Origin of the sequence: Flavobacterium sp. (assembly GCF_044361015.1) — a bacterium.
Classification (GTDB): Bacteria; Bacteroidota; Bacteroidia; order Flavobacteriales; family Flavobacteriaceae; genus Flavobacterium.
The window spans coordinates 1-24,767 of the sequence record NZ_JBIKJL010000039.1 but is presented as its reverse complement, the minus strand read 5'-3'; the positions used below and the strand labels follow the sequence as shown (position 1 = coordinate 24,767).

General features: G+C 34.8%; 19 protein-coding genes and 1 pseudogene. 4 read left to right on the top strand and 16 right to left on the bottom strand.

Annotated elements, in window-relative coordinates:
* Positions 1–201 precede the first annotated feature (201 nt).
* Together dinB and ACIQ2Z_RS09775 are read right to left on the bottom strand one after the other, a co-directional pair.
* Complete coding sequence (gene dinB / locus ACIQ2Z_RS09780) at positions 202–1,284, bottom strand: DNA polymerase IV (RefSeq protein ID WP_396183960.1); 1,083 nt, start codon at positions 1,282–1,284, stop codon at positions 202–204.
* On the bottom strand, positions 1,259–3,328 hold the full coding sequence (locus ACIQ2Z_RS09775) for a recombinase (protein ID WP_396183959.1): 2,070 nt from the start codon (positions 3,326–3,328) through the stop codon (positions 1,259–1,261). Before ACIQ2Z_RS09775 ends, dinB begins: the two co-directional genes overlap by 26 nt.
* A gap of 76 nt (positions 3,329–3,404) precedes the next feature.
* On the opposite strand from ACIQ2Z_RS09775, the gene ACIQ2Z_RS09770 reads away from it, so the two are divergent.
* Positions 3,405–3,875, top strand: coding sequence for a CYTH domain-containing protein (locus ACIQ2Z_RS09770; protein WP_396183958.1), 471 nt, complete (start codon positions 3,405–3,407; stop codon positions 3,873–3,875).
* Position 3,876: 1 nt separating this feature from the next.
* On the opposite strand, the gene ACIQ2Z_RS09765 is transcribed toward ACIQ2Z_RS09770, so the two are convergent.
* From ACIQ2Z_RS09765 to uvrC, 10 genes are all read right to left on the bottom strand, one after another.
* Positions 3,877–4,377, bottom strand: a complete 501-nt coding sequence (locus ACIQ2Z_RS09765; RefSeq protein ID WP_396183957.1) for a septal ring lytic transglycosylase RlpA family protein — start codon at positions 4,375–4,377, stop codon at positions 3,877–3,879.
* 80 nt (positions 4,378–4,457) lie between these two features.
* Entirely contained in the window at positions 4,458–4,889 is a 432-nt protein-coding gene (locus tag ACIQ2Z_RS09760) for a hypothetical protein (protein WP_396183956.1), read from the bottom strand.
* Between the two features lie 70 nt (positions 4,890–4,959).
* Entirely contained in the window at positions 4,960–6,603 is a 1,644-nt protein-coding gene (pgi, locus tag ACIQ2Z_RS09755) for a glucose-6-phosphate isomerase (RefSeq protein WP_396183955.1), read from the bottom strand.
* Positions 6,604–6,613: 10 nt separating this feature from the next.
* Positions 6,614–7,852 carry a peptidoglycan DD-metalloendopeptidase family protein gene (locus ACIQ2Z_RS09750; RefSeq protein WP_396183954.1) on the bottom strand — a complete coding sequence of 413 codons (1,239 nt, stop codon included), beginning with the start codon at positions 7,850–7,852 and terminating at the stop codon, positions 6,614–6,616.
* Between the two features lie 19 nt (positions 7,853–7,871).
* Positions 7,872–8,807 (bottom strand): tryptophan 2,3-dioxygenase family protein, encoded by a 936-nt coding sequence (locus ACIQ2Z_RS09745; protein WP_396183953.1) that lies wholly within the window; start codon positions 8,805–8,807, stop codon positions 7,872–7,874.
* On the bottom strand, positions 8,807–9,601 hold the full coding sequence (locus tag ACIQ2Z_RS09740) for a DUF3108 domain-containing protein (protein WP_396183952.1): 795 nt from the start codon (positions 9,599–9,601) through the stop codon (positions 8,807–8,809). Before ACIQ2Z_RS09740 ends, ACIQ2Z_RS09745 begins: the two co-directional genes overlap by 1 nt.
* A gap of 387 nt (positions 9,602–9,988) precedes the next feature.
* Positions 9,989–11,149, bottom strand: a complete 1,161-nt coding sequence (gene hppD, locus ACIQ2Z_RS09735; RefSeq protein WP_396183951.1) for a 4-hydroxyphenylpyruvate dioxygenase — start codon at positions 11,147–11,149, stop codon at positions 9,989–9,991.
* 44 nt (positions 11,150–11,193) lie between these two features.
* Positions 11,194–12,348 (bottom strand): homogentisate 1,2-dioxygenase, encoded by a 1,155-nt coding sequence (locus ACIQ2Z_RS09730; RefSeq protein WP_396183950.1) that lies wholly within the window; start codon positions 12,346–12,348, stop codon positions 11,194–11,196.
* A gap of 294 nt (positions 12,349–12,642) precedes the next feature.
* Positions 12,643–14,940, bottom strand: coding sequence for a patatin-like phospholipase family protein (locus tag ACIQ2Z_RS09725; protein ID WP_396183949.1), 2,298 nt, complete (start codon positions 14,938–14,940; stop codon positions 12,643–12,645).
* Positions 14,941–14,946: 6 nt separating this feature from the next.
* Positions 14,947–16,746 carry an excinuclease ABC subunit UvrC gene (gene uvrC, locus ACIQ2Z_RS09720; protein ID WP_396183948.1) on the bottom strand — a complete coding sequence of 600 codons (1,800 nt, stop codon included), beginning with the start codon at positions 16,744–16,746 and terminating at the stop codon, positions 14,947–14,949.
* A gap of 115 nt (positions 16,747–16,861) precedes the next feature.
* On the opposite strand from uvrC, the gene ACIQ2Z_RS09715 reads away from it, so the two are divergent.
* Positions 16,862–17,428 (top strand): 5-formyltetrahydrofolate cyclo-ligase, encoded by a 567-nt coding sequence (locus ACIQ2Z_RS09715; protein WP_396183947.1) that lies wholly within the window; start codon positions 16,862–16,864, stop codon positions 17,426–17,428.
* Here ACIQ2Z_RS09715 and ACIQ2Z_RS09710 read toward each other — a convergent pair.
* Entirely contained in the window at positions 17,425–18,054 is a 630-nt protein-coding gene (locus tag ACIQ2Z_RS09710; protein WP_396183946.1) for a lipoprotein signal peptidase, read from the bottom strand. The genes ACIQ2Z_RS09715 and ACIQ2Z_RS09710 overlap by 4 nt on opposite strands.
* 184 nt (positions 18,055–18,238) lie before the next feature.
* Here ACIQ2Z_RS09710 and ACIQ2Z_RS09705 point away from each other — a divergent pair, with 184 nt between their 5' ends.
* On the top strand, positions 18,239–19,483 hold the full coding sequence (locus ACIQ2Z_RS09705) for an LVIVD repeat-containing protein (RefSeq protein WP_396183945.1): 1,245 nt from the start codon (positions 18,239–18,241) through the stop codon (positions 19,481–19,483).
* 122 nt (positions 19,484–19,605) lie between these two features.
* Here the strand turns inward: ACIQ2Z_RS09705 and ACIQ2Z_RS09700 are convergent, their stop codons facing one another.
* The 3 genes from ACIQ2Z_RS09700 to recO all read right to left on the bottom strand — a co-directional run bounded on the left by ACIQ2Z_RS09700 (position 19,606) and on the right by recO (position 24,264).
* Positions 19,606–19,986: a TraR/DksA C4-type zinc finger protein gene (locus ACIQ2Z_RS09700; protein ID WP_290858160.1), complete on the bottom strand. Its 381-nt coding sequence runs from the start codon at positions 19,984–19,986 to the stop codon at positions 19,606–19,608.
* An 8-nt stretch (positions 19,987–19,994) separates the two neighbouring features.
* The gene (ileS, locus tag ACIQ2Z_RS09695) at positions 19,995–23,396 is read right to left on the bottom strand and encodes an isoleucine--tRNA ligase (RefSeq protein ID WP_396183944.1); all 3,402 of its coding nucleotides are present in this window, start codon (positions 23,394–23,396) and stop codon (positions 19,995–19,997) included.
* Between the two features lie 154 nt (positions 23,397–23,550).
* Positions 23,551–24,264, bottom strand: coding sequence for a DNA repair protein RecO (gene recO / locus ACIQ2Z_RS09690; RefSeq protein ID WP_396183943.1), 714 nt, complete (start codon positions 24,262–24,264; stop codon positions 23,551–23,553).
* 231 nt (positions 24,265–24,495) lie between these two features.
* Between recO and ACIQ2Z_RS09685 the strand changes: the two are divergent.
* Positions 24,496–24,767: pseudogene (locus ACIQ2Z_RS09685) on the top strand (hypothetical protein); the annotation flags it as partial.

Here is a 24,767-nt window from a genome sequence, read left to right as displayed (position 1 = left end):
GCGAGGTGCGAGGTGCGAGGTGCGAGGTGCGAGGTGCGAGGTAATGTTGATTTCATAAATTACTTTGGTTTGTAGTTAATGAATCAAATATAAGAAAAGAAATACAAAACACAAATTTATTTTTAATTAAATTTCTTAATGTCAGGCAGATATGAATTTGGCAACCTTAAGGGATGAACATACAATAAACACTCATTATTTTTAAAACTCAAACTTCAATTGTACCACCACGGTTTTCTTCACTTCAGTATTCAAATTGTTTAATGAAATCCCCAACAAACGAACGGATTCTTTTAGTTTTTCCTGGTATAATAATTCTTTAGCCGTTTCGAGCAATAATGCTTTATCTGAAATAAAATAAGGCAAGGTTTTACTACGGGTTTGTTGAGAAAAATCAGAGTACTTAATTTTTAAGGTCACCGTTTTTCCGGCAATTTTGTGTTTTTGCAAACGGCGTTCGAGTTCTTTAGCAATACTCTCTAAACGATCTTCCATGAAAACTTCAGAAGATAGGTTTTCATTAAACGTACGTTCAGCTCCCACCGATTTTGAAATACGATTCGGTTTTACCGGACTGTTATGAATACCTCGAACAATATAGAAATAATGTGTGCCGCTCTTGCCAAAATGCTGTTCTAAAAAGGCTAAACTGCGGGTTTTTAAATCTTTCCCGGAATAAATACCCAATTGATACATTCGTTCGGCCGTAACTTTACCGATGCCGTAAAATTTACGAATGTCTAACGCTTCCAAAAAAGCTTCCACCTCATCCGGATTAACCGTTTTTTGCCCGTTTGGCTTATTATAATCTGAAGCTACTTTCGCAACAAATTTATTGATAGAAATACCCGCTGAAGCGGTTAAGCCGGTTTCTTCAAAAATACGCTTCCGAATTTCATGAGCTAACAAGGTCGCACTGGGATTACCTTTTTTATTTTGAGTAACATCTAAATAAGCTTCGTCTAGTGATAGCGGTTCAACCAAGTCCGTAAACTCGTAAAATATTTTTCGGATAATTTTAGAAATTTCGGTATATCGATTAAATCGAGGTCTAACAAAGATTAAATCCGGACATTGCTTTTTGGCTTGCACACCACTCATCGCACTGCGTACACCAAATTTTCTGGCCTCATAACTGGCAGCAGAAACAACTCCCCGAATTTCACTTCCTCCAACAGCTAAAGGTTTCCCTTTTAATTCCGGAAAATCAAGCTGCTCTACAGAAGCATAGAACGCATCCATGTCTACATGAATTATTTTACGGTAGTTTATCTCCTCCTTCATGATGCACTTCTATTGTTCCTATTGGGAAAAAGAAAGAAAATGGTTTACTTTTAAAATGTCTCCAAATAGAAGCGGAAATAGGTTTAAATTCAGAAAGCGGAATAGCTCTTGATCGAAAAGCTAAACCAAGAGATAAGCCGAAACTAACCATAAAGTTAACCAACCCGATGATTCCGATGCCAAATATTCCCCAAAACAACATCCAATTATCCAAGGTGTAATTTGAGCCATAAAGTCCAAGAGCTAGATTTCCACTGGCAAAAGTAATGTGTCTGATATCTAAATTTAAACCGAAAAAGACACCTATTGAGGCGGTGGAACCCATAAAAATACCAAGCCAAAAATTTGAAATAATACCTGCCCATTTTTTTTCATACCAGTGAGCAAATTTTTCAGCTTTTTCTTTCCCAAAACTGCGTTTTAAAAATGGATGTTCTTTAATTCGTTGGTAAATTTGATAATGTTTATCCCGGTTTGCCACACTACCGGAAATGATTCCCGATAGAAACAAAAAGCAACCTGCAATAGCCGCATGAAAAATAGCCATCGAATGAACCGGACTTAAATCTGTCACTAAAGTATTCCATTTTGTTTCGGCAATATTATAGTGAAAAGCCAAATCAATAAGCCAAATTCCCAATAAAGATATCGGGAAAGCCATGATGACATTCCCAACAAAGGCAATGAATTGTGAACGGAAAACGCGCGCAAAAAACACAGCAAATCCTTGGTGTTTTTGGTTCGAATTTCCGTTTTCTTTTATTTCGTCTTCCAGCACTTTGACTAAAGCGGAAGCGGTCATTGCGGGCTGTTTTGTAGCCAATGTAAATCCTAAAACATAAATAGCAATAAACCCAAAAGAATAATTCATACTATACAAAAAAGCATGGCCAAAATCACTGGTTTCCACTTTTGAGAGCAAAACTTTAATGACACATAAAATCCCGACTATTAATCCACCTCCCAAAGCTGTATTGAACATTTTAAAATATTCGGATCTGGATTGAGTGATATATTTTTCTCCGGTTTTAGCAGTATGCTGCGTAATTTCGTAAGAAAGTAATTGTGTACTTTCTTTTACAAATGTTCGAAGGTTATTTCGGGTGCAATTGTATTTAATTAATTTGTAAGCCAATCGGATACTATTTTTTTTCTTATCCGTTTCAACATCTACTACTAAAAGCGGAATAAGAATTTTTAATCGATATAGCTGTTGCCTGATTCGGAGTAAACTTTGATTCACCCGAAGTGTTATACCAAATTTAGAAGAATTTTGAAATGCTTTTTCAACATATTCTTCACATTGTTTATGTAATATAAAAAGCTGTTTATAGTACAAACTCTCGGATGTTGTAAAATGCTTGTTGTCTTTTGTTTTAATTTTGTCTTGAATTAATAAAAGTTCTTTTTCGAATGCCGCAAAAGGACTTTCAAAATGAAAATACTCCGGAACCATTTTCAGCACGTCCGATTCTAAGGCTCGTCCGCTCATTCGTTGAGCAATTAATGACATTGACATCATTAGTTCTGATAAAACAGAATTTTGTTCGGCTGATTCATAGAGCGAGGTAAACCCCACTAATTCATATAACTCTTCAATTTGATTAATTGGGATTTTTGACAACCAAATCGGGTCATAATCTGCATAAAAAACCTGATTCAAAACAAATTCTAAGGTATCCGTTTCGTGTTGATAAGGTAAAACTTTGGCATAAATTCGTTTTTTAACTTCGAATAAAAAATCAACATCCTGGAGTATAGCAGCATCCGATAATATTCTACTTATTTTTTTCTCAAAGAGCAAACCCTTCAGATAACTTGAAAATTGATTTGTAATTGATTTGTTTTTTTTCAAAAACAGTAGTAAATCCGTAAGGTCTATTTCATTTGTTTTTTTGAGATTTTTAGGCCGAATTGAAGCTACAATTTTAACTAGAATTTCTAAAGGGTCAATTGTTACTTCCCACCGTTTATTATTGTCGAAATAATCGGTTAAAACATCAATCGTCGTTACTTTTTTCTTTTTAGTAAAGGATACAGCCATTTGGTATATTTATTCTGTAAAAATACGAATCAAAAATATTTATATCTACCTTGCATTCATATTATATGAAAATATTATGATAGAAATTGAACGAAAATTTTTAGTTACTTCCCCACAATTTAAAAAAGAAGCTTTTCAGGAATCGAGAATTGTACAAGGCTATTTAAATTCACATCCTGAACGTACTGTTCGTATTCGAATCAAAGGAAATAAAGCTTTCATAACCATCAAAGGCATTGGAAATGAAACGGGCTTAACTCGTTTGGAATGGGAAAAAGAAATTTCAGTAGCTGAGGCAGAAAAACTTTTAAAACTTTGTGAAACAGGAATTATCGACAAAGTTCGTTACGATATCAAAGTAGGTAATCATATCGTTGAAGTCGATGTTTTCTCCGGTGAAAATGATGGATTAATTATGGCTGAAATAGAATTAGAATCAGAAGGAGAAGTTTTCAAAAAACCTTCTTGGTTGGGAGAAGAAGTAACCAACGACGAACGTTATTACAATGCTTATTTAAGCAGAAATCCTTTTAAAAACTGGAGCTGATTCAATTTATAGTAGCCTTTATTTCTTCAACTAATTCTATCGTAACTTTCATCGAACCATGCCCTTTGTGTTGAACTATGTCATGAAAAGCTCTTTTTGACAAATCAATTTCTCTTCCTTTTGTAAAAGGTCCACGGTCATTTACGGTAACTATTGTTGATTTTCCGTTCGCTTCATTCGTTACACGAACTTTTGTTCCGAATGGAAATTTCCGGTGTGCAGCTGTGTGCTTTTGATTATCAAAAACTTGTCCGCTTGCAGTTCTTTTCCCTGTAAATTTATCCGCATAATAAGAGGCATGAGCTCTTTTTTTATACAATTTAAAGGTAAAATTACCTTCTGTTGCAATGCTATCTATGGCGGTTTTATCATTTTTAGTAGTATCTCTATGGATAATTCTATTTAATGATGGTTTTTCGAAATGCTTTGTTTCAAAAGAAAAACTACTGAAAAACAATAAGGCAAACAGCCCAAACACAATTAGCTCAGTTTTATGTTTCATAATCCAGATTTTTAGTGCGTTATCATTAACAAATAGTATTCCAAAATAAGAAAACCAAGAAAAAAAGTGGTTTTATACTTTTATCCTAACCAAGAACTCCAAGGAATTCTACTTAAAATAAGCAGCAAACCGATTCCGTAAAAGAAAAGTATTTTTCTGAATTTTAGGGTCCCTTCAGCTTTTTTGTGTTTAGACCAACCTATTGTAATTAATACTATAGCAATGATGTTAATCAGAGGGTGTTCTAACATTGTTAATCGTAATTCCGAATTTTTCATAGCTCCATCAATACCCAAAGCTTTGAACCCTTTTTCTGAAACAAAATATACTGCTAAACCTAACAATAACTGAATATGAGAAAAAATTAACGCAAACAATGAAATACGCAAGTCTTTGGACACAAAATATCTTTTGGAGGTATAACCCATCAATGCATTGACAACGGCAATTAGAAGAACTAAAACCGCTAAATAAGCCCACCAAGAATGCAATTTTTGTAATAATTCGTACATAGGTATTTTTTTTATGAAAAACAAATATAGTAAAAATCCAAACTTTATCAAACGGATAGGGTTTCGATTTTTATTTTTGGTTTAAAAAATGTGTCAATAAAAAGTTGGTTGAACTGTCGTGGTTTTTGATTTTACCGGAAGTAATTTCCGCTAAAATAGAATTGGCTAATTGTTTGCCGAGTTCCACACCCCATTGGTCATAACTGAAAATATTCCAGATAACACCTTGTACAAATATTTTGTGTTCATATAAAGCAACTAAAGAACCTAATGTCTCCGGAGTTAAACTGGTAATTAAAAAAGTATTAGTTGGCCGATTCCCGGAAAATATTTTAAACGGCAATAAAAAATCTGCCTTTTTTCCAGAAACTCCTTGTTTTTCAAATTCAGCCATGACTTGTTCTGCGGGTTTCCCATTTAATAAAGCCTCGGTTTGTGCAAAAAAGTTGGACATTAGCTTATCATGATGGTCTTGATTTCCATAGAGTGAATTTACAAATCCAATAAAATCAGTTGGAATCAATTTTGTCCCTTGATGAATTAATTGAAAAAAAGCATGTTGAGAATTTGTTCCCGGTTCTCCCCAAATTATTGTTCCGGTTTGATAATTCAACGGGTTCCCTTCTCGGTCAATACTCTTTCCGTTACTCTCCATTATTCCTTGTTGAAGATAAGGAGCTAATTTTTGAAGATATTGGGTATATGGAATCAACGCTTCACTTTCTGCACCAAAGAAATTATTATACCAAATACTCAATAAGGCTAAAATAACCGGAATGTTTTTTTCAAACGGTGTTGTTCTAAAATGCTCATCCATGTCGTGAGCTCCAATCAATAACTTGTCAAAATTTTCATAACCAACCGCTAAGCTAATGGATAATCCAACCGCACTCCAAAGTGAAAATCGACCGCCTACCCAATCCCACATTGGGAAAATGTTATCGGGATGAATTCCAAATTCTGTCACTTTTTGAATATTAGTAGAAACGGCTACAAAATGCTTGGCGACATCTTCTTGCTTAGCTGATTTTAAAAACCAATGGCGAATTGTTTCGGAATTGGATAAAGTTTCTTGAGTAATGAACGTTTTAGAAACAATAACAAATAAAGTTGTTTCTGGGTTCACTTTTTTTATAACTTCGTTCACATGATCACCATCCACATTTGAAACAAAATGGACATTCAGTTGATTTTTATAAAACTGAAGGGCTTCAACCACCATTGCGGGGCCCAAATCAGAACCGCCAATACCAATGTTTACCACATCCGTAAAAGGCTTTCCGGTAAAACCTTTTCGTTCACCATTAACAACTTCTTCCGTGAAGTTTTTGATTTTATTTTTTACAGCAACTACTTCTGGCATCACATTTACCCCATCAACCAAAATACTTGCATTAGAAGAAGCTCTTAATGCAGTATGTAATACAGCTCTGTTCTCTGTTTGGTTAATTAAATCACCGGCAAAATATTTCGATATAGCATCTTTTAAATCAACTTCATTCGCTAAAGTCAAAAGATATTGTTTTGTTTCTTCAGTAAGAATATTTTTTGAATAATCAACTAAAAAATCGTTCCATTGAATATGAAATTTTTCTGCTCTTTTAGCATCCTTAGCAAAGAGTTCTTGCATAGAAACATGTTGCATTTCTTCAAAATGTTTTTTCAAATTTTGCCAAGCTGCTGTTTCTGAAGGATTGGTACTTTTTAAAGCCATGATATCAATTTTATTTTTTAAACTGTAGTGTTGCAATGCTGTCTAACTCCCTTTTTAAAGGAGCTATATATGCTAAATAATTTTTGCGGTGTTTTTCATTCATCGGTTCAGTGTTTGGTAATTTTTGTGATAAAGGATCAACTTGAATACCATTTTTCCAAAAGCGATAACACACGTGTGGACCTGTGGCTAAACCGGTACTTCCCACTTTTCCAATCACCTGACCTTGTTCGACACGTTGCCCTTTTCGTACTAAAATTTTGGACATGTGTAAATATTGAGTGGAATAAGTTCCATTGTGTTTGACTTTTACAAAGTTCCCATTTCCGGCTGTATATCCTGTTTTTTCAACTACTCCGGAAGCTGTTGTTTTAATGGGAGTTCCTTGTGCCGCTGCATAATCTGTTCCTTTATGAGCTTTCCAAGTCATTTGGACAGGATGAAAACGTTTAGGTGAAAAACGAGAGGATATTCTAAAATAATCCAACGGAGCCTTCAAAAACATGGTTTTCAATCCTTTTCCTTCTTCGTCATAATAATCCTCTTTTTTGGAAAAACTGTCTAATTTGTATGGAAAAGCGTAGATTTTTTTGCCTTTATGTTCAAAAAAAGAACTTTCCATTCTTTCTACACCGGCATAAATAGTATCGTTGATATATTTTTCATAAAACGTTACCGCAAATTTATCATCTTTCTGAATTTTAAAAAAGTCGATGGAGTACTCATATATCTTAGCTAGATTATTAGCCATTGAAGCATCAACCTCGTTTTTGCTTAATGTTTCAGACAGTGAACCACTAATTGATGTAGCAATAGTTCTTCGTTTTATAGTAATGGGTTTTTGTTTATTATAAGCGACTACCAAAGTATCTCTGAAATCAACAACACTGTAATGGATATTATCTTTCTGATAAATAAAAACCTGTAATTGGTGAGGGGCTTTTTTTGATTTTAAAAGCGTAAAAGGTTTGCCAATTCTAATATCCCGAAGATTAAAACTGTCTTTTACCATTTCTGTGACATCATGCACTTTAAAAGTGCCGATATTGTTTTCTTCCAATAATTTACCGAAGGTGTCTCCGCTTTGAACTGTATCTTGAACTACTAAATAATCATTGTACGTAAACCCAAACTCCACAATAATTGGCTCTTCTTTAATAACTTCTTTAGGAACAACTTTTTTATCTTTTTCTTCGCAGGCGAATAAGAGTAAAGTGATTAGGGTTATTGTTATTATTTTAAATTTCAATGTCTTTTCTTTAAATCAATTATATACTTTCTTTTTCTCCCCAATTGGCCAATTCCTGAGCTGTCCATAGTTCAGGGAAGAAAATTCTTCGTTGGTATTTGGGCAACATGTATTTTTTCCAATCACTGCCTCCTGTTGCTTCTCCGGTTCCGTGTCCGCTTTCAATATATTTTTTTGCTGCATGATAATGACCCATTACCCAAGTTATGTTGACGGTATAATCATAATGTCGCATCGCATTAACTAAAGCTTCGTTTTTTTGGTCGTTTTCAGGTAATTGTTTGAATTTCCGCCACAAATTAGTGGTGTTATAATCTTCCATAAAACGCAAAAATTCCTTTTTATATTTTCGTTCAAACTCTAAAATTAAAAAAGATTTTTCACCGGTTTGATAATCTTTTCCTGCTGCTTGCCAATACAAATGTTCAAACGCATGTTCATAGGGCGTATCTCTATCTATCGTTGCTCTAAAACGGTAATCAATCAAGTTAATCAAATCAGTTGATGAAAATTCAATAAATCGGTATTGAGCACTTTGAAAACCACTGGCAGGTGTTAACGTATTTCTGAATTTCATGTATTGTTCAACGTCCATTCCTTCTTTCATAATGGTAAAAGAAGTTGTCAACATATCGAAATAACGACTGATTCTCATTAATTTTTCGGTGAAATAAGCTGATTCAGGTTGCTCGGTTTGGCAGAGTTGTTCAATTTCCCAAAGAATCATTTTAAACAATAATTCATTGACTTGATGGTACATGATAAATACCATTTCATCTGGTAAAGTTGTTCGTTGGGTTTGAAGATTAAGCAAGGCATCCGTTTGGATATAATCCCAATAGGTTATTGGTTTTGCCCACAAAAGTCCTTCTAAATGTGTCTCTGTTTTTTGATTTATAGCCTGAAATTTTTGTTCTATCTGTTCTAAAATTTCTTTGTGTGCTGTTGAATTCATTACGGTTTTGCTTTAACGGTAAATGTATGTTTTAAACCCTTGAATTGTTCCAAATCTGCTTTTATTGAACCTACAGCTAAACTGGCTTTAATTCGAACGGGTAATTTATTGTCATCATCTGATATCCAAACGGTTAAGCTCTCTTGCTCTTTAAAAACACGACCGGCCTGAACATATGGTCTGAATATCTTTGTTGAAATTACCCCAAATTTAGTTTTTAAATCTTCAAGACCAATAAATTTCAACTTAAATTTAGTCGTTTCATCATCAAAAAACATATCGACATTAATTGATTCTCCCACTTTCAGTTTGTCAACATTAGGGTGGTTTCTTAAATAGTAAAAGGTAGATAAAATGTCTTGGGTATTATCAGGAATTTCAAAGGTTTTTTCAGTTTTTTTCTTGTAATCCTTTACTAAAATGGTTTTGTTTTTATGATTAAAAAACCCTTCCTGATTTTTTGTATAACCGCCCTCATCTATTTTTCGTACAAATTGATAGGGATTCCCTGATTCTTTGTCAAAATAAGTTTGGTAATCATCCTCCACTTCAAAGAAGAACTTGGTCATACCAACGGTATAACCCCGTCCCTTGGCATGAAAAACCTTTTTATTGTTTCTAACTGCTTCTTTTACTTCTAATTCTGCATAACCGGCATTGATTAAGCCGTAATGGATACGAAACTTAAACCATTCCCCAACTTCAAAAGCATCTTCTTTTTTTGGTTGTAACGTTGGAGAAGAATCGAAACTGACAGTCGAAAAGAATATAATAAATAAAAATAACTTTTTCATAGTAGTGCTTGATTTTCTTCAGATAAATCAATTTCTGTTCCAAATGTACTAAAACTAAAAAAGACCTCAAAAAAAGGAAGGACTTTAATATTTTTTTAAGAGTTGGAAAAAAGAAGGAGAAATGCTCAACCAATGCTGAAGTTTCGCGATATAAAACACAAAACCCAACCGTTACCGATTGGGTTGTATGCTATTAACTAACCAAAAAACTATAAATTATGAAAAATTTATATTACACTAAGAAGGTAACCACTCCCTCTTTTGCGAGAGCAAAGGTAATCTGTTATTTGTATTATTTTTAATTAAAATTCAACTTTAACTAAATGTTTGTAAAAAAACAGCAATTTATAGGTCAAAAATTTCATTATCTGTAATTTTCAGATGGTTTTATAACGTTCCTCTTAAAGCTTGCTCTCTTTCTATGCTTTCAAATAACGCTTTAAAGTTACCTGCTCCAAATCCTTTAGCTCCCATTCGTTGAATAATTTCATAAAACAACGTGGGTCGGTCTTCAACGGGCTTCGTAAAAATCTGTAATAAATAACCGTCTTCATCCGCATCTACTAATATGGAAAGTTTTTGTAATTCTTTAATATCCTCTTTCATCATGTCCATGTGAACACCTAAGCGACGGGGAATATCATCATAGTAAGCTTGTGGAGGCGGCGGGAGGAATTCTACTCCACGGGATTTTAATCCAGCAACGGTTTTAATAATGTCATCAGTGGCAACAGCTAAATGTTGAACTCCTGACCCTTCATAAAAATCGATATATTCTTCAATTTGAGATCTTTTGTTCCCTTTTGCAGGTTCATTAATTGGGAATTTTATTCTTCCATTACCATTACTCATTACTTTACTCATCAAGGCAGAATACTCGGTGTGAATTTGTGTGTCATCAAATGAAAGGAAATTTTCAAATCCCATCACATCTTCATACCATTTGACCCATTGGTTCATTTCGCCCCAACCGACATTGCCTACCATGTGGTCTACATATTTCAATCCAAGTGGCTCCGGATTATATTCTGATTTCCATTCTACAAAACCAGGTAAAAATGCTCCGTTGTAATTTTTTCTTTCTACAAATATGTGAACCGTTTCACCATAAGTATGTATTCCAGAACGGACAACTTCGCCGTGATCATCTTTTTCAACGGTTGGTTTCATAAATGATTTAGCCCCTCGCTTAGTGGTTTCTTCCCAAGCTGAACGGGCATCTTCCACCCAAAGAGCTATCACTTTCACTCCATCTCCATGTTTAGCAAGCTGTTCATTGATAGGTGAACTACTTGTTAATGGCGTTGTCAATACCAATCTTATTTTATCCTGTTTTAATACATAACTAACGGAATCTTTTGATCCTGTTTCTAATCCGCGATAGGCGTATGATTGATAACCAAATGCGGTTTTGTAATAATGTGCCGATTGTTTTGCGTTACCTACATAAAACTCAACATAATCTGTTCCTAAAAGTGGAAGGAAGTCTTTTGCTCCTTCAAATATTTTTTCCAGTCCGTATTCAACGGATTTTACTTCTTTACTCATTTTTAAAATATTTTTAACCCTAGCAGGGTTTTTATTGTTAATTACTACAACCAGCTTTGAAAATAGTTATCATCAGCAATTTTCATCGCTTCTTCTGTTACCATTAAAGGTTTGAACGTGTCAACCATTACGGCTAACTCAAGTGTTTCTTTTTTTCCTATACTTCTTTCGGCAGCTCCCGGATGAGGCCCATGAGGAATTCCGGCTGGATGCAAGGAAATGTTTCCTTGTTTTATGTCGTTTCTACTCATAAAATCACCATCAACATAATACAAAACTTCATCTGAATCAATATTACTGTGGTTATAAGGTGCCGGTATAGCTAATGGATGATAATCATATAGTCTGGGCACAAATGAACAGACAACAAATGCCGTTGTTTCAAAAGTTTGATGTATTGGCGGTGGAAGATGAATTCTACCGGTAATTGGTTCAAAATCATGAATGGAAAAAGCATATGGATAATTGTATCCATCATACCCTACAACATCAAAAGGGTGAGAAGCATAAACCATTTCAAAAATTTCGTCTTTCTTTTTTACTTTGATGATAAAATCTCCTTTTTCATCATTCGTTTCTAATTCATAAGGACGGCGGATATCGCGTTCGCAATAAGGAGAATGCTCTAACAATTGTCCAAACCAATTACGATATTGTTTTGGAGTATAAATTGGAGCGTGCGATTCTACAATAAACAAGCGGTTATCCTCGGTATCAAAATCTATTTTGTATATAATACCGCGGGGAACGATAAGGTAATCTCCATATTTAAAATCAAGATTTCCATAAATTGTTCTCAATTTACCGGAACCTTTGTGAACGAAAATCATTTCGTCGGAATCTGTATTTTTATAAAAATAATCCGTAGTTGATTTTCTGGGAGCAGCTAACACGATGTGACAATCTGAATTGGTAAGTACAATTTTTCTGCTTTCCAAATAATCGTCTTGAGGTGCCACATCAAAACCGCTCAATTTGTAGGACTGAATATTGTTAGATTTAGCAATTATGGGAGCGATGCTGTATTGTGATCGAATTTCTTTTACTTGGGTAGGTCGTTGTTCGTGATAAGAATTAGTCGACATGCCGTCAAAACCTACCGTGCCGAAAAGTTGTTCATAATACAAATCCCCATTTGGTTTACGAAATTGTGTATGACGTTTGGGTGGAATATTTCCAAGTTTATGATAAAATGGCATAGTTTTAAAATTAGATAATTAATAAAAAAACGGATAATTGAATTAGTTCGTGAACTGATTCAACAAAAGTATCACTCCGGATTTCTCTTTTGAAGAAAATGGAGGTAGTCTAACATCCCTCGCCAAAATGATTTATTCATGAAGAATGATATTATTTCAGTTGTTTTTCTTGATATTAATTCCCACAATAATTCCTAATGCAAAAGCCAATAACAACCCTAGAATTATAACCATTACGCTGTTTTTTTTATATAATATACAAATATCGTAAAAAATATTAAATAATATGTAAAATTAAAACCAAAAACCTACGCCAAACCAAGTGAATGAATCTTTGGTTTCAGGGGACCAACTTTGTTTAATTTCAACGGGGCCAAAAATGGTTTCCAAACCATAGCCGACGGAATAACCTGAATAAGTCGGTAATTTTAACCAACCATCATTCACAAAAATATCATTCCCCATATTGGCATAATTCGCAGTTGCATTTAAGTGATTTTTTTTGAAGATTTCATAATCAAAACTTAAGCTGCCCATCACATAACTATTTCCGGTCAAACCAACAAAATCGTATCCATAAAAATGACTGAAATTGTTAAACGGCTTATAACCATACCCTCCAATAAAAAAGTTTAAAATAGGAATACTTTGCTCTCCAACCGTAAACCCTCCTTCTGATTTTAAAACAAATGAGCCTTTTCTAAATAATTTTTGAGCATAGGCAGCTTCTGCTTTGAAAATAGTGTGCATTAAAAAAATATCTTCAAATCTGGAAGAATATAAAAATGACTGAACATCTCCATTAAAATACCATCCTTTTTTGGGAAAATACTTATTATCAAACGAATCAAAATTTATATTTCCAAAAGCGGATAAATAATCGCCATTGTCAAAAATAGCCGTTGAATTAGAAAAAGTTTCTGAGTGGATTTTAAGATTCATCAGCTCCACACCAATTTTTGCACTGAATTTTTGCACAAAAAGCGTTTGGATATATAATTGGTTCGTAAAATCTCTATAATCAACATTTATGGAATTGGTACCGGCTTCTCTTAAAACATCCCATGCACTAAAATTTGTGTTCACATTTCGATTAAATTGATAAAATTTAGAATTAAAACCAACACTCAAATTATAACCAATGTCAACATTATAATCTAAGAAATACCTAAAATTATCCCCTAAAACTATATCTGCGGAAAAAACATCATTTTTGAATAATAATTTTTTCTTGGTATAGTTTACTAAAATGCCGCTTTTAAACAACCCGTCGTAATGAAGTCCTAATTTTAAATACGTTTTAGTGGGATTTTCAATTAAAAAAAGATTCAATTGATCACCTCCTTCTTCTTTTTCTAACGTATAACTTAACGAACTGAAGTTTTGTGTAGTATTTAAATAATCGATACCCCTAACTAAGTCGGCATAACTAATTTTTTGACCGGGTTTAAATCTCAATTTACTTTGAACATAATATTTTGTGTAATTATCAAGTGGGTTGATTTTGATTGAACTGATGTATAAACTATCCGTTTCCTTTTTCGGGAACACCGTAGTTGGTCTTTTATAATTAGTGCTCAATTTTTTAAAAGCTTCCATATATTCCATGGCAACATCTTCTCCAATTTTTATAATTTCAGGCCCTTTATCAAAAGAGACAACCGTAAATTCATTGATGCTTGGCTTGATGTAAATATCGATAAGATGTTTTTTTTCTTCCATCTTCTTTATCATTTGTAAATTCGATATTTGCACCAATAATTTTGTTGCTTCCGTTAGTTCTTCTCTTTCTTTCAATTCATATTGAACATCGATACCGATGATGATGTCGGCTCCCATATTCTTGACTTCTACCACCGGAAAATTATTTAATACCCCGCCATCTATTAAAAACTTACCGTCAATAATTACCGGAGCATACAATGTTGGTAACGCACCACTGGCCACAATTGCTTGAGATAAAAAACCATGATCTAACAAAACTTCATGTCCTGTTTCTATATCCGTTGCCATACACAAAAATGGAATGGGTAATTTTTTAAAATCCCGCTCATGACGAACATGATCCATTAACCGTGTCATTAAATTATAATTATACAAACCCCTGGAAAGGGCAATCGGCACCCCTAATTTGAATTTTTGAAAGGGCAATGTCAACGCATAACGATCATTGTTTTCGCGTTCGTAGTAATCTTTAGAAACTCTAGGAGTGTAATCTTGTATAATCGCATCATAATCGGCTGCTTTAAAAATACTGTCTATTTGTATACCGGTGTAGCCTGAAGCATACAAGCCCCCCACTACTGCTCCCATACTGGTCCCGCCAATATAATCTATTTTTATTCCGGCTTCGTCTATTTTTTTTAAAACCCCAATATGGGCCAATCCTTTTGCGCCGCCTCCACTAAGCACAAGACCGATTTTGGGTCGTGGAAGAGTGTCTTGCGAAAAACAACAGGTAAGAGGAAATAGGAATAGAATTAGCAATAATAAACATAATCCAATTGGTCTGATTCGAGTGGGAATGCTCAAAAAAGAGAAAGGGAAAAGCGTTAAAATAGCAACCAAAAAGGCCCGAACGTCTAGCTTCAAAATAAGTTATTTATTTATTGCCTTGTAAAATTCGTAAATTTTTTTGGCTTTTGCTACTCCAACGACCGTTGAAATTTCATTTTCACTTGCCAGTGCTATTCTTTTAACACTTTTGAAATGTTTAATTAACGTAACCATGGTTTTTTCACCAATACCCGGAATCGTTTCTATAGAAGTTTCCAAAGCAGATTTACTCCGTTTATCACGATGATGAGTAATACCAAATCGGTGTGCTTCATTTCGCAGTTGTTGGATAATCTTCAAAGTTTCCGATTTTTTATCCAAATACAGCGGAACAGTATCACCGGGATAAAACAATTCTTCTAATCGTTTGGCTATTCCGATAATAGCAATTTTTCCACGTAAGCCTAAATCATCTAAACTTTTTAAAGCTGATGACAACTGGCCTTTTCCGCCATCTATGATGATAAGTTGCGGCAACGGTTGGTTTTCGTCTAACATACGTTTGTAACGGCGATAAACTATTTCTTCCATTGATGCAAAATCATCCGGCCCCACCACCGTTTTGATGTTGAAATGACGATAATCTTTTTTACTGGGTTTACCGTCTTTAAAAACGACACAAGCCGCGACGGGATTTGTTCCTTGAATATTTGAATTGTCAAAACATTCAATATGTCGAGGTTCTACAGAAAGGCGTAAATCCTTTTGCATTTGAGCCATGATTCGGTTGGTATGTCGCTCAGGGTCTACGATTTGAATTTGCTTAAGTTGCTCCAAACGGTGGTATTTGGCATTGCGTTGAGAAAGCTCAAGTATCTGCTTTTTATCGCCTACTTGCGGAACAGTGACGTTTATCTTATCACCAAAATCCAAGGCAAAAGGCAAAATAAGTTCCTTGGAAGTTAAATGAAATCGCTCGCGTAATTCAACAACAGCCAATTCTAATAACTCCTCATCCGTTTCGTCGAGTTTCTTTTTCAACTCCAAGGTATACGAACGGATAATCGCTCCATGAGCAATTTGAAGAAAATTAACATAGGCCATCGTTTCATCTGACACAATGGAAAAAACATCAATGTTGGAAATCTTCGGATTCAAAATGGTTGATTTGGCTTGATAGTTTTCTAAAACTCCTATCTTTTCCTTCATTTTTTGGGCTTCTTCAAATTGCATGGTGGCGGCCAACTCATGCATTTTAAGTTTAAACTCTTTTAAACTTTCTTTAAAATTACCTTTCAGAATTTGCCGAATGGCATCCACTTGTTTCTGATAATTTTCTAACAGTTCAAAACCTTCACAAGGTCCTTTACAATTACCGATGTGGTATTCTAAACAAACCTTGTATTTATTGCTTTTAATATTGGCTTCACTCAAATCATAGTGACAGGTTCGCAATGGATACAACTCTTTTATTAAATCCAACAACGTGTGAACCGTTTTAAAACTGGTATAAGGTCCAAAATACTCTGAACCGTCTTTAATCATTTTTCGGGTTGAAAAAATACGGGAAAAAGGTTCTTTTTTAATGCAAATCCACGGGTATGTTTTATCATCCCGCAACAGTACATTATACCGGGGCTGTAATTTTTTAATTAAATTATTTTCCAGCAAAAGAGCATCTTGTTCAGTAGAAACAACAATGTGTTTTATCTCCACAATCTTTTTTACTAAAACCGCAGTTTTATTATTATCATGCGATTTAGTAAAATAAGACAAAACCCGTTTTTTTAAATTCTTGGCTTTTCCCACATATAAAATTTTGCCTTCTTTGTCATAATACTGATAAACTCCCGGATTGTCAGGTAGTGTTTGAAGTTGAAGCTCTAAAGTTGGGTTATTCATTTTACGGTTTAGCAGCGGTTCAAAAAGTTAATCTGCTGAATTTTCAAAACAAATTTAACTTTAAAAAAGACACCAAACAAACATTGTTTTCTTTTAACTTTTTTACATTTACCAAATGAATAAAAAAGAAATACGCAAAAAATATAAAGATTTAAGAAGTCTGCTTTCTGCTGAAGAATTAGAGGAGAAAAGTTTGGCAATTGCCAATCAACTTCTGAAATTGGCCATTTGGCAAAAAACCTATTATCATTTATTTCTTTCTATTAAAAAACAAAAAGAGATAAATACGGAGTACATACTTCAAATTTTAGCTGGAAAAGATAAAGAAATTGTCATCTCGAAAAGTGATTTTAAAACCGGAAAAATGATTCACTTTTTATTGACAGATAATACGAAGATCGTTGAAAACGACTACGGAATTCCGGAACCGGTTGATGGTTTAGAAGTGCCTACTACTAAGATTGACGTGGTTTTTGTGCCGCTTTTAGCTTTTGATATAAACGGTCATCGGGTGGGCTATGGCAAAGGGTTTTATGATTGCTTTTTATCAGCTTGTTATCCGGAAACCATTAAAATAGGATTATCTTTTTTTGAAGCCGAAGAAACTATTGAAGGAATTAATGAATCTGATGTTTTGTTAGATTATGTTGTAACTCCCTTAAAAGTGAATCATTTTATTTAAGCCAAAGCTTCTTTTGATTCTTCTGTTTTATCAGTAGTTCCAAATGCTTTTTTATTAAAAACAATTAATATTCCAACTCCGGTTGAAATGGCCATATCTGCAATATTGAAAATGGCATTAAAAAAAGTAAAATATTTACCCCCTATAAGAGGAAGCCACTCTGGTAAAGTTCCTTTCCAAATTGGAAAATAAAGCATGTCCACTACTTTCCCGTGAAACCAAGTTCCATAAGGTTGTTCTGAAAACAATACAGCGGGTGCATTATAACTATCGTTGAAAATCACCCCATAAAAAACACTATCTATAATATTTCCAAAAGCTCCTGCCAATATTAAGGAAACAGCAACAATTAAATAGGTTGAGCTTGCTTTTCGAACACAATCCCACAACCAATAACCAATACAAAAAACAGCAACAATTCGGAAAAGAGTTAAAATTAATTTGCCATAATCACCCGGGATTTCAGTTCCCCAAGCCATTCCTTCATTCTCAATAAAATGTATCCGAAACCAATCGAACACTTTTATTTCTCCCCCTAAAATAAAATGGGTTTTTATATATAATTTAGAGACCTGATCAGCTAAAAGAATCAGAAACACAATCAGATAGGCCTTTTTTAATGTCATTTTTAAAATTTTATCGTGCAAAAATAGGAATATTATCCATCAAAAAATACATTCTCCTTGGCTTGTCTCAAATTTTAGGTTTTTTTTAATCTTTCACGCAACTTTTTTGCCTCAATTGTATCTACAATTTATAACAATTGTATTAAAAAAGTCATTAATTTTGTTAAACCTAATTTAATAAATAATGAAAACAGTAAAATTTATTGTTATTGCTTTTATTCTTAGCTTTTTTTCTTCTTGTAACAACGAGGATGACAACAGTGAAATGGCAAAATTCGCCGTTCCTGAAATCAAATCATTAGCGACTATTCGCAGTAGTATAAACGTAACTTCCGCTCAAGCAACAAATGCAGACGGGAAAGTCTATGTTGCTGAAAATCTCTTATTTTATGTTGCTCAAGAATCAGGTATTCACATCTTTGACAATTCAAACCCTATAAGTCCACAAAATACAGCGTTCATAAACTTAGAAGGCGTTCACGACATTGCTGTCAAAGGAAATTTTCTTTATGCCGATAATTTTATTGACTTGGTTGTTTTTGATCTTTCTAACCTTTCCAATATTACCGTTATTCAAACCGTTGAAAATGCCTTTGATTTTTATCCTTCCTATCCGGAAGGAGCTGAATTTTATGCCTTTGATGTTAATCCTACTGCTAATGAAATTATTGTGGGGTATCGTATTGAGAACCGAAGCAGACCACAAGGTGAAGATTTAATTTTCGCCAACGATGCGTTGGCCGTATTTGAAAGTTCTGCTGCGGGTTCTGTTGGAATAGGTGGCTCTTATGCAAAATTTCAAATTAACAACAATGCGCTTTATGCAGTAGAAAGTTATGAACTGAATGTATTTAACATCAGTGACCCAACTCAAGCTTTTTTTGATAAAGCAGTATATATGACAGAATGGCTGGGCGGTGGTCAATTTGAAACCCTCTTCAAACAAAAAGAATTCTTATTTGTAGGTGCTACCAACGGAATGTATATTGTGAATGCCCTAGATGAGTTTAATCCTTATTTCGTATCTAGTTTCTCGCATGCTACGGCGTGTGATCCGGTAGTGGTGTTTGCCAATACAGCTTACATTACAGTAAGAGGCGGTTCTACATGCGGTGCGATAGAAGACCAAGTGAATGTGATTGACATCACAAACATCGAAAACCCAACCTTAATTTCAACGTATTTATTAAGTGATCCGCGTGGATTGGGAATAAAAGATAATGTCTTATATGTGTGTGCCGCCGGAAACTTAAACGTATTCAATGCAACAAACTCGGCTGAATTAACCCTTCAAAACACCTACTCGGATGGTGTGCAAGATGTTATTGCTTTAAACTCTCACCTCATCGCGGTGGGCAACAATAAAATCATCCAATACAATTATGGAGAAAATCATTCCTTAGAACAAATTAGCGTGGTGAACTTTTAGTTTTACCCATTTATACTAAAAAAGAGGCATACCAGCCTCTTTTTTTATGAAATCTATTTTGCTTTTTTACCCATAAAAAAAGCCCCGCATGAGCGAGGCCTCTTCAACTATTTAAAGACACATTAACGCTGCATGTTCTTCGCCTCGATGCTCATAGTAGCATGCGGTACTAATTTCAAACGTTCTTTTGAAATCAATTTACCAGTCACTTTACAAACACCATACGTTTTGTTCTCTACTCTGAAAAGAGCATTTCTCAAATCGCGGATAAATTTTTCCTGACGAATGGCTAATTGAGAGTTGGCCTCTTTACTCATCGTTTCACTGCCTTCTTCAAATGCTTTAAAGGTGGGTGACGTATCATCCGTTCCGTTATTTAAATCATTCATATAAGCACTTTTGATAAGTTCCAAATCATTTTGGGCTTTCTCTATTTTTTTTAAGATAATTTCTTTGAACTCTGCCAAATCGGCTTCTGAGAACTTTACTACTTCATCTGTCATAATCTAATCTATTTTGAAATTATTATTTTTGTTTTAATGTCATCAAACTCAATTTCTGTACCATTTTCTATTTTGTCTTCAAAAAAAAGCAATTTAGTTAAGGTTTCCGACTGAACATAGTCTAAATTAGCGGTTATCGCTTCCTCTAAATTCCCGTTTTTTTCTAACTGAACTTTAATTTTATCCGTTACTTCAAATCCGCTGTCTTTTCGCAGGTTCTGAATCCGATTGACCAACTCTCTGGCAATTCCTTCCTTTCTCAAATCCTCCGTTATCGTTATGTCTAAGGCAACCGTAATTCCATTCGCATTTGCCACTAACCAACCCGGAATATCCTGTGAAGAAATCTCTACATCATCTTGTGCTAAAGTTATTGATTTTCCCGAAAGTACAAGCGTGTAGCTTCCGTTTCGGTCTAATTCATTAATTTGCTCTTGCGTAAAACCTTGTATCTCTTTGGCTATCAATCCCATATCTTTACCAAATCGGGGTCCTAACGTCTTGAAATTAGGCTTAATCTGCTTCACCAAAACGCCCGAAGCATCATCCAACAACACAACTTCTTTCACGTTTACTTCCGCTTTTATCAGGTCAGAAACGGCTTCAATCTCTGCTCGCTGTTTCTTGTCAAGTATCGGAATCATTACCTTTTGCAACGGTTGACGCACCTTAATCATCTCCTTCTTACGAAGCGATAAAACCAACGAGGAAACCGTCTGTGCTTTCATCATTTTGCTCTCCAACGATTTATCAACATATTTTTCAACATACTTTGGAAAATCAGCCAAATGTACACTGTCAAATTTTTCTGAATGTGTCGCTTGTGTTAAATCTCGGTAAAGCCTATCCATAAAGAAAGGAGCTATTGGTGCCGACAATTTAGCAACGGTCACTAAACAGGTGTAAAGCGTTTGATAGGCCGCTATTTTATCGGTGCCGTATTCCCCTTTCCAAAATCTTCTTCTGCACAAGCGCACATACCAGTTACTCAAATGCTCTTGAACAAAGTCTGAAATCGCTCGGGCTGCTTTGGTCGGTTCATAATCGCCATAGCTTTCATCTACGAACTGCACTAACGTTTGCAGCTCTGATAAAATCCAACGGTCTATCTCCGGTCTTTCTGTCAAAGGAACTTCCGCTTCTTTAAAAGTAAACCCATCAATGTTGGCATACAACGCAAAGAACGAATAGGTATTGTAAAGCGTCCCGAAGAATTTTCGTCTTACCTCAGCTACTCCTTCAATATCAAATTTCAAATTGTCCCACGGATTCGCATTCGCAATCATATACCAGCGGGTAGCATCCGGACCGTACTGATCCAAAGTCTTGAACGGATCGACCGCATTCCCCAATCGTTTCGACATTTTTTGGCCGTTTTTATCCAACACTAATCCGTTCGAAACCACATTTTTATAAGCAATTTTATCAAAAACTAACGTGCCGATAGCATGCAAGGTATAAAACCAACCCCGCGTTTGATCAACTCCTTCCGCTATAAAATCAGCCGGAAAAGCTAAATGATCATCTATTAATTCTTTGTTTTCAAACGGATAATGCCATTGTGCATAAGGCATCGCTCCACTGTCAAACCATACGTCAATCAAATCTGATTCGCGTTTCATTGGTTGACCCGAAGGGGAAACCAATACTATGTCATCCACAACATTTTTATGTAAATCAACTAAATCATAATTTTCCTCACTCATGTTTCCGATTTCAAATCCTTTAAACGGATTTTCCTGCTGGAAACCGGCGGCAATCGATTTTTCAATCGCATGATATAATTCTTCTACAGACCCGATCAATACTTCTTCCGATTTATCCTCCGTCCGCCAAATCGGCAACGGAATTCCCCAATATCTTGAACGCGACAAATTCCAATCGTTGGCATTTTTCAACCAATTCCCAAAACGCCCTTCGCCGGTAGCTTTAGGCTTCCAATTGATGGTTTCGTTCAAATCAAACATTCGGTCCTTAATCTCCGTTACTTTGATAAACCACGAATCTAAGGGATAATATAAAATAGGTTTGTCTGTTCGCCAACAATGTGGGTAACTGTGCACGTACTTTTCAACTTTGAACGCTTTGTTTTCCTCTTTTAATTGAATAGCAATTTCAACATCGGCTGACCGTTCAGGTGCTTCGCCGTCATTGTAATATTCATTTTTCACGTATTTGCTTGAAAAACCGCCTAATCCTTCAATAAATTTTCCTTGTAAATCAACTAATGGAACGGGGTTTCCTGCTTCATCGAGTACTAGCATCGGTGGTACTTCAGGCGATGCTTCTTTCGCTACTTTTGCGTCATCCGCACCGAAAGTAGGAGCGGTGTGAACAACTCCTGTTCCGTCTTCTGTTGTAACAAAATCACCTGAAATTACTATAAACGCATGTTCCGGATGTTGATACGGCAAAGCCCATGGCAATAATTGTTCGTAGCGAATACCCACCAAATCAGCTCCTTTGCATTCCGCTAAAATGTGGTAAGGTATTTTTTTATCATCTACTTTGTAATTGGTAAAATCATCCTCACTTGCTGCTAATACATATTTACCGGCAAATTGTTTGCCAACCAAGTTTTTGGCTAATACCACTTGTATCGGTTCAAACGTATATTGATTGAATGTTTTTACTAAAACATAATCAATTTTTGGTCCAACAGTTAAAGCTGTATTACTAGGCAGCGTCCAAGGTGTTGTCGTCCAAGCTAAAATATGAACATCGCCAAAACCTTGTAAAAAACTCGGTAATGTTTCGCTTTTCGTTTTAAACTGAGCCACCACAGTAGTATCGGTCACATCGCGGTAACTGCCCGGTTGATTTACTTCATGCGAACTCAAACCGGTTCCTGCTTTAGGAGAATACGGTTGAATCGTATAGCCTTTGTATAATAAATCTTTGTTATAAATTTGTTTTAATAACCACCAAACCGTTTCCATGTATTTGGATTTATAAGTCACATATGGATCTTCCATATCAACCCAATAACCCATTTTTTCAGTAAGATCATTCCACACATCGGTGTAACGCATAACGGTTTTTTTACACGCTTCGTTATATTCTTCAATGGAAATTGTTTTTCCAATATCTTCTTTCGTAATCCCTAGTTCTTTCTCTGTTCCTAATTCGATCGGTAAACCGTGCGTGTCCCAACCGGCTTTACGCTTAACTTGAAATCCTTTTTGTGTTTTATATCGGCAAAAAATATCTTTAATCGCACGAGCCATCACGTGATGAATTCCCGGCAAACCATTTGCTGAAGGCGGTCCTTCAAAAAAAACATACGGCGGATTCCCCTCCCGAGAGGTAACGCTTTGTTCAAAAATGTGGTTTTTCTTCCAATACGCCAATACTTCCGATGCCACTACAGGCAAGTCAAGTTCTTTGTATTCCGTGAATTTCGTGCTCATGTTTTAGGGTGCTAAAAATCAATTTGCGAAAGTAAGGATTTTTGAATAAATATAGTAACGGTTGAAAGATTAATTAATTAGACTTAAAGAGGCAAAATTGATCATAGAATCTTAGGTTTCAGGTTAATTATCATCTCATTACCTCAACAACTCTTTAAGAAAAAACCTCACCAAGAACCTCCAACGATTTTGGCCTTCTGAATCCATCTAAATGCACAGCATAATAATCCATCATGATTTTTAGCAAAATCTGACGTTCTGCGGCAACAAAGAATTTTGATTCACTATCAAATCTAAGTTCAATCAGTTCTTTGAATAAAACAGTTTCATTTTCACTCAGACAACTCACACCATGATAAGTAGTAAAAACACCTTCTGTAATTTCAAAAAAAGGAGCTTCCATTTTCGAAACATCGGGATAAAATCCAAAAAAACGAGTCATGCCTAATAACAAAATTAAATGAAAATTAACAGCCTCATCATGTTCATCTAACCAATGCAAAGCCGATTCTAAATAAGTATAAAACCCTTCATTTTTTTCTTCTTCTTGAATAGAATGATGCAATACTTCCGACAAAAACAAAACGATGGAACTTTTTACAATATCATTATAGATGGAAACATAAGGATATTCCATGCGAATTTCTTTAAAATATTCCAAAGTTCCTTTGTTTTTATGTGTTGCTTCAATTTCTAAAATTGTCAAGGGTTGAAAATAGCCAATCCTCTGTTGATTTTTTCTGGATGAAAAAGCATTGGCTACAAAGTAACTTTTCAACCCGTCAGATTGGGTAAAACACTTAACTATCAGCGATTTTTCCTGGTATTTCAATGCCGATATAACAATGGCTTTGGTTTTGACTTGCATGAGATAAAAGTAGGATTTAGAAAGGAAGTGTGCAAGTTATTTGTTTTTGTTGGAAGGAATAAAAATCGTTTGCCTTTTAGCGTTAAAAATTACGTTAATTAAACCCTAAACCCAACCTTTTTTTTGCAAAATTTCGTAACTTTAGATATTAGTATTCTTATTGTCATGCTATACTATTAAATAAACTTAAGAAAAGAACTCATGAAAGCGAAAAAAAGAATTGGTATCTGGATGGACTACACCAGTGCACAGATTTACGAAAATGCAAGTGGCAAATTTCTGCTGACATCCATGGAATCCAACTTTTCCATGCCTGTGAATCAAGGTTCAAAGTTGCACAGTGAGAGTTTGCTTCATAACAAAGAAAATAAAGCCGATCAGGCCTATTTTAAAGATTTGATCAATCTCATCAAAGACTACGACGAAGTGGTGCTTTTTGGACCAACCAAAGCCAAAACAGCTTTGTACAATCAAATCAAAGCCACACCAAAATTCAATAAAAT

What these genes read in the sequence shown, in the direction of transcription:
- dinB (WP_396183960.1), bottom strand. Translation starts at nt 1,284, where the DNA reads ATGAAGGAGGAGATAAACTACCGTAAAATAATTCATGTAGACATGGAT.
- ACIQ2Z_RS09775 (WP_396183959.1), bottom strand. Translation starts at nt 3,328, where the DNA reads ATGGCTGTATCCTTTACTAAAAAGAAAAAAGTAACGACGATTGATGTT.
- ACIQ2Z_RS09770 (WP_396183958.1), top strand. Translation starts at nt 3,405, where the DNA reads ATGATAGAAATTGAACGAAAATTTTTAGTTACTTCCCCACAATTTAAA.
- ACIQ2Z_RS09765 (WP_396183957.1), bottom strand. Translation starts at nt 4,377, where the DNA reads ATGAAACATAAAACTGAGCTAATTGTGTTTGGGCTGTTTGCCTTATTG.
- ACIQ2Z_RS09760 (WP_396183956.1), bottom strand. Translation starts at nt 4,889, where the DNA reads ATGTACGAATTATTACAAAAATTGCATTCTTGGTGGGCTTATTTAGCG.
- pgi (WP_396183955.1), bottom strand. Translation starts at nt 6,603, where the DNA reads ATGGCTTTAAAAAGTACCAATCCTTCAGAAACAGCAGCTTGGCAAAAT.
- ACIQ2Z_RS09745 (WP_396183953.1), bottom strand. Translation starts at nt 8,807, where the DNA reads ATGAATTCAACAGCACACAAAGAAATTTTAGAACAGATAGAACAAAAA.
- ACIQ2Z_RS09740 (WP_396183952.1), bottom strand. Translation starts at nt 9,601, where the DNA reads ATGAAAAAGTTATTTTTATTTATTATATTCTTTTCGACTGTCAGTTTC.
- hppD (WP_396183951.1), bottom strand. Translation starts at nt 11,149, where the DNA reads ATGAGTAAAGAAGTAAAATCCGTTGAATACGGACTGGAAAAAATATTT.
- ACIQ2Z_RS09730 (WP_396183950.1), bottom strand. Translation starts at nt 12,348, where the DNA reads ATGCCATTTTATCATAAACTTGGAAATATTCCACCCAAACGTCATACA.
- uvrC (WP_396183948.1), bottom strand. Translation starts at nt 16,746, where the DNA reads ATGAATAACCCAACTTTAGAGCTTCAACTTCAAACACTACCTGACAAT.
- ACIQ2Z_RS09715 (WP_396183947.1), top strand. Translation starts at nt 16,862, where the DNA reads ATGAATAAAAAAGAAATACGCAAAAAATATAAAGATTTAAGAAGTCTG.
- ACIQ2Z_RS09710 (WP_396183946.1), bottom strand. Translation starts at nt 18,054, where the DNA reads ATGACATTAAAAAAGGCCTATCTGATTGTGTTTCTGATTCTTTTAGCT.
- ACIQ2Z_RS09705 (WP_396183945.1), top strand. Translation starts at nt 18,239, where the DNA reads ATGAAAACAGTAAAATTTATTGTTATTGCTTTTATTCTTAGCTTTTTT.
- ACIQ2Z_RS09700 (WP_290858160.1), bottom strand. Translation starts at nt 19,986, where the DNA reads ATGACAGATGAAGTAGTAAAGTTCTCAGAAGCCGATTTGGCAGAGTTC.
- ileS (WP_396183944.1), bottom strand. Translation starts at nt 23,396, where the DNA reads ATGAGCACGAAATTCACGGAATACAAAGAACTTGACTTGCCTGTAGTG.
- recO (WP_396183943.1), bottom strand. Translation starts at nt 24,264, where the DNA reads ATGCAAGTCAAAACCAAAGCCATTGTTATATCGGCATTGAAATACCAG.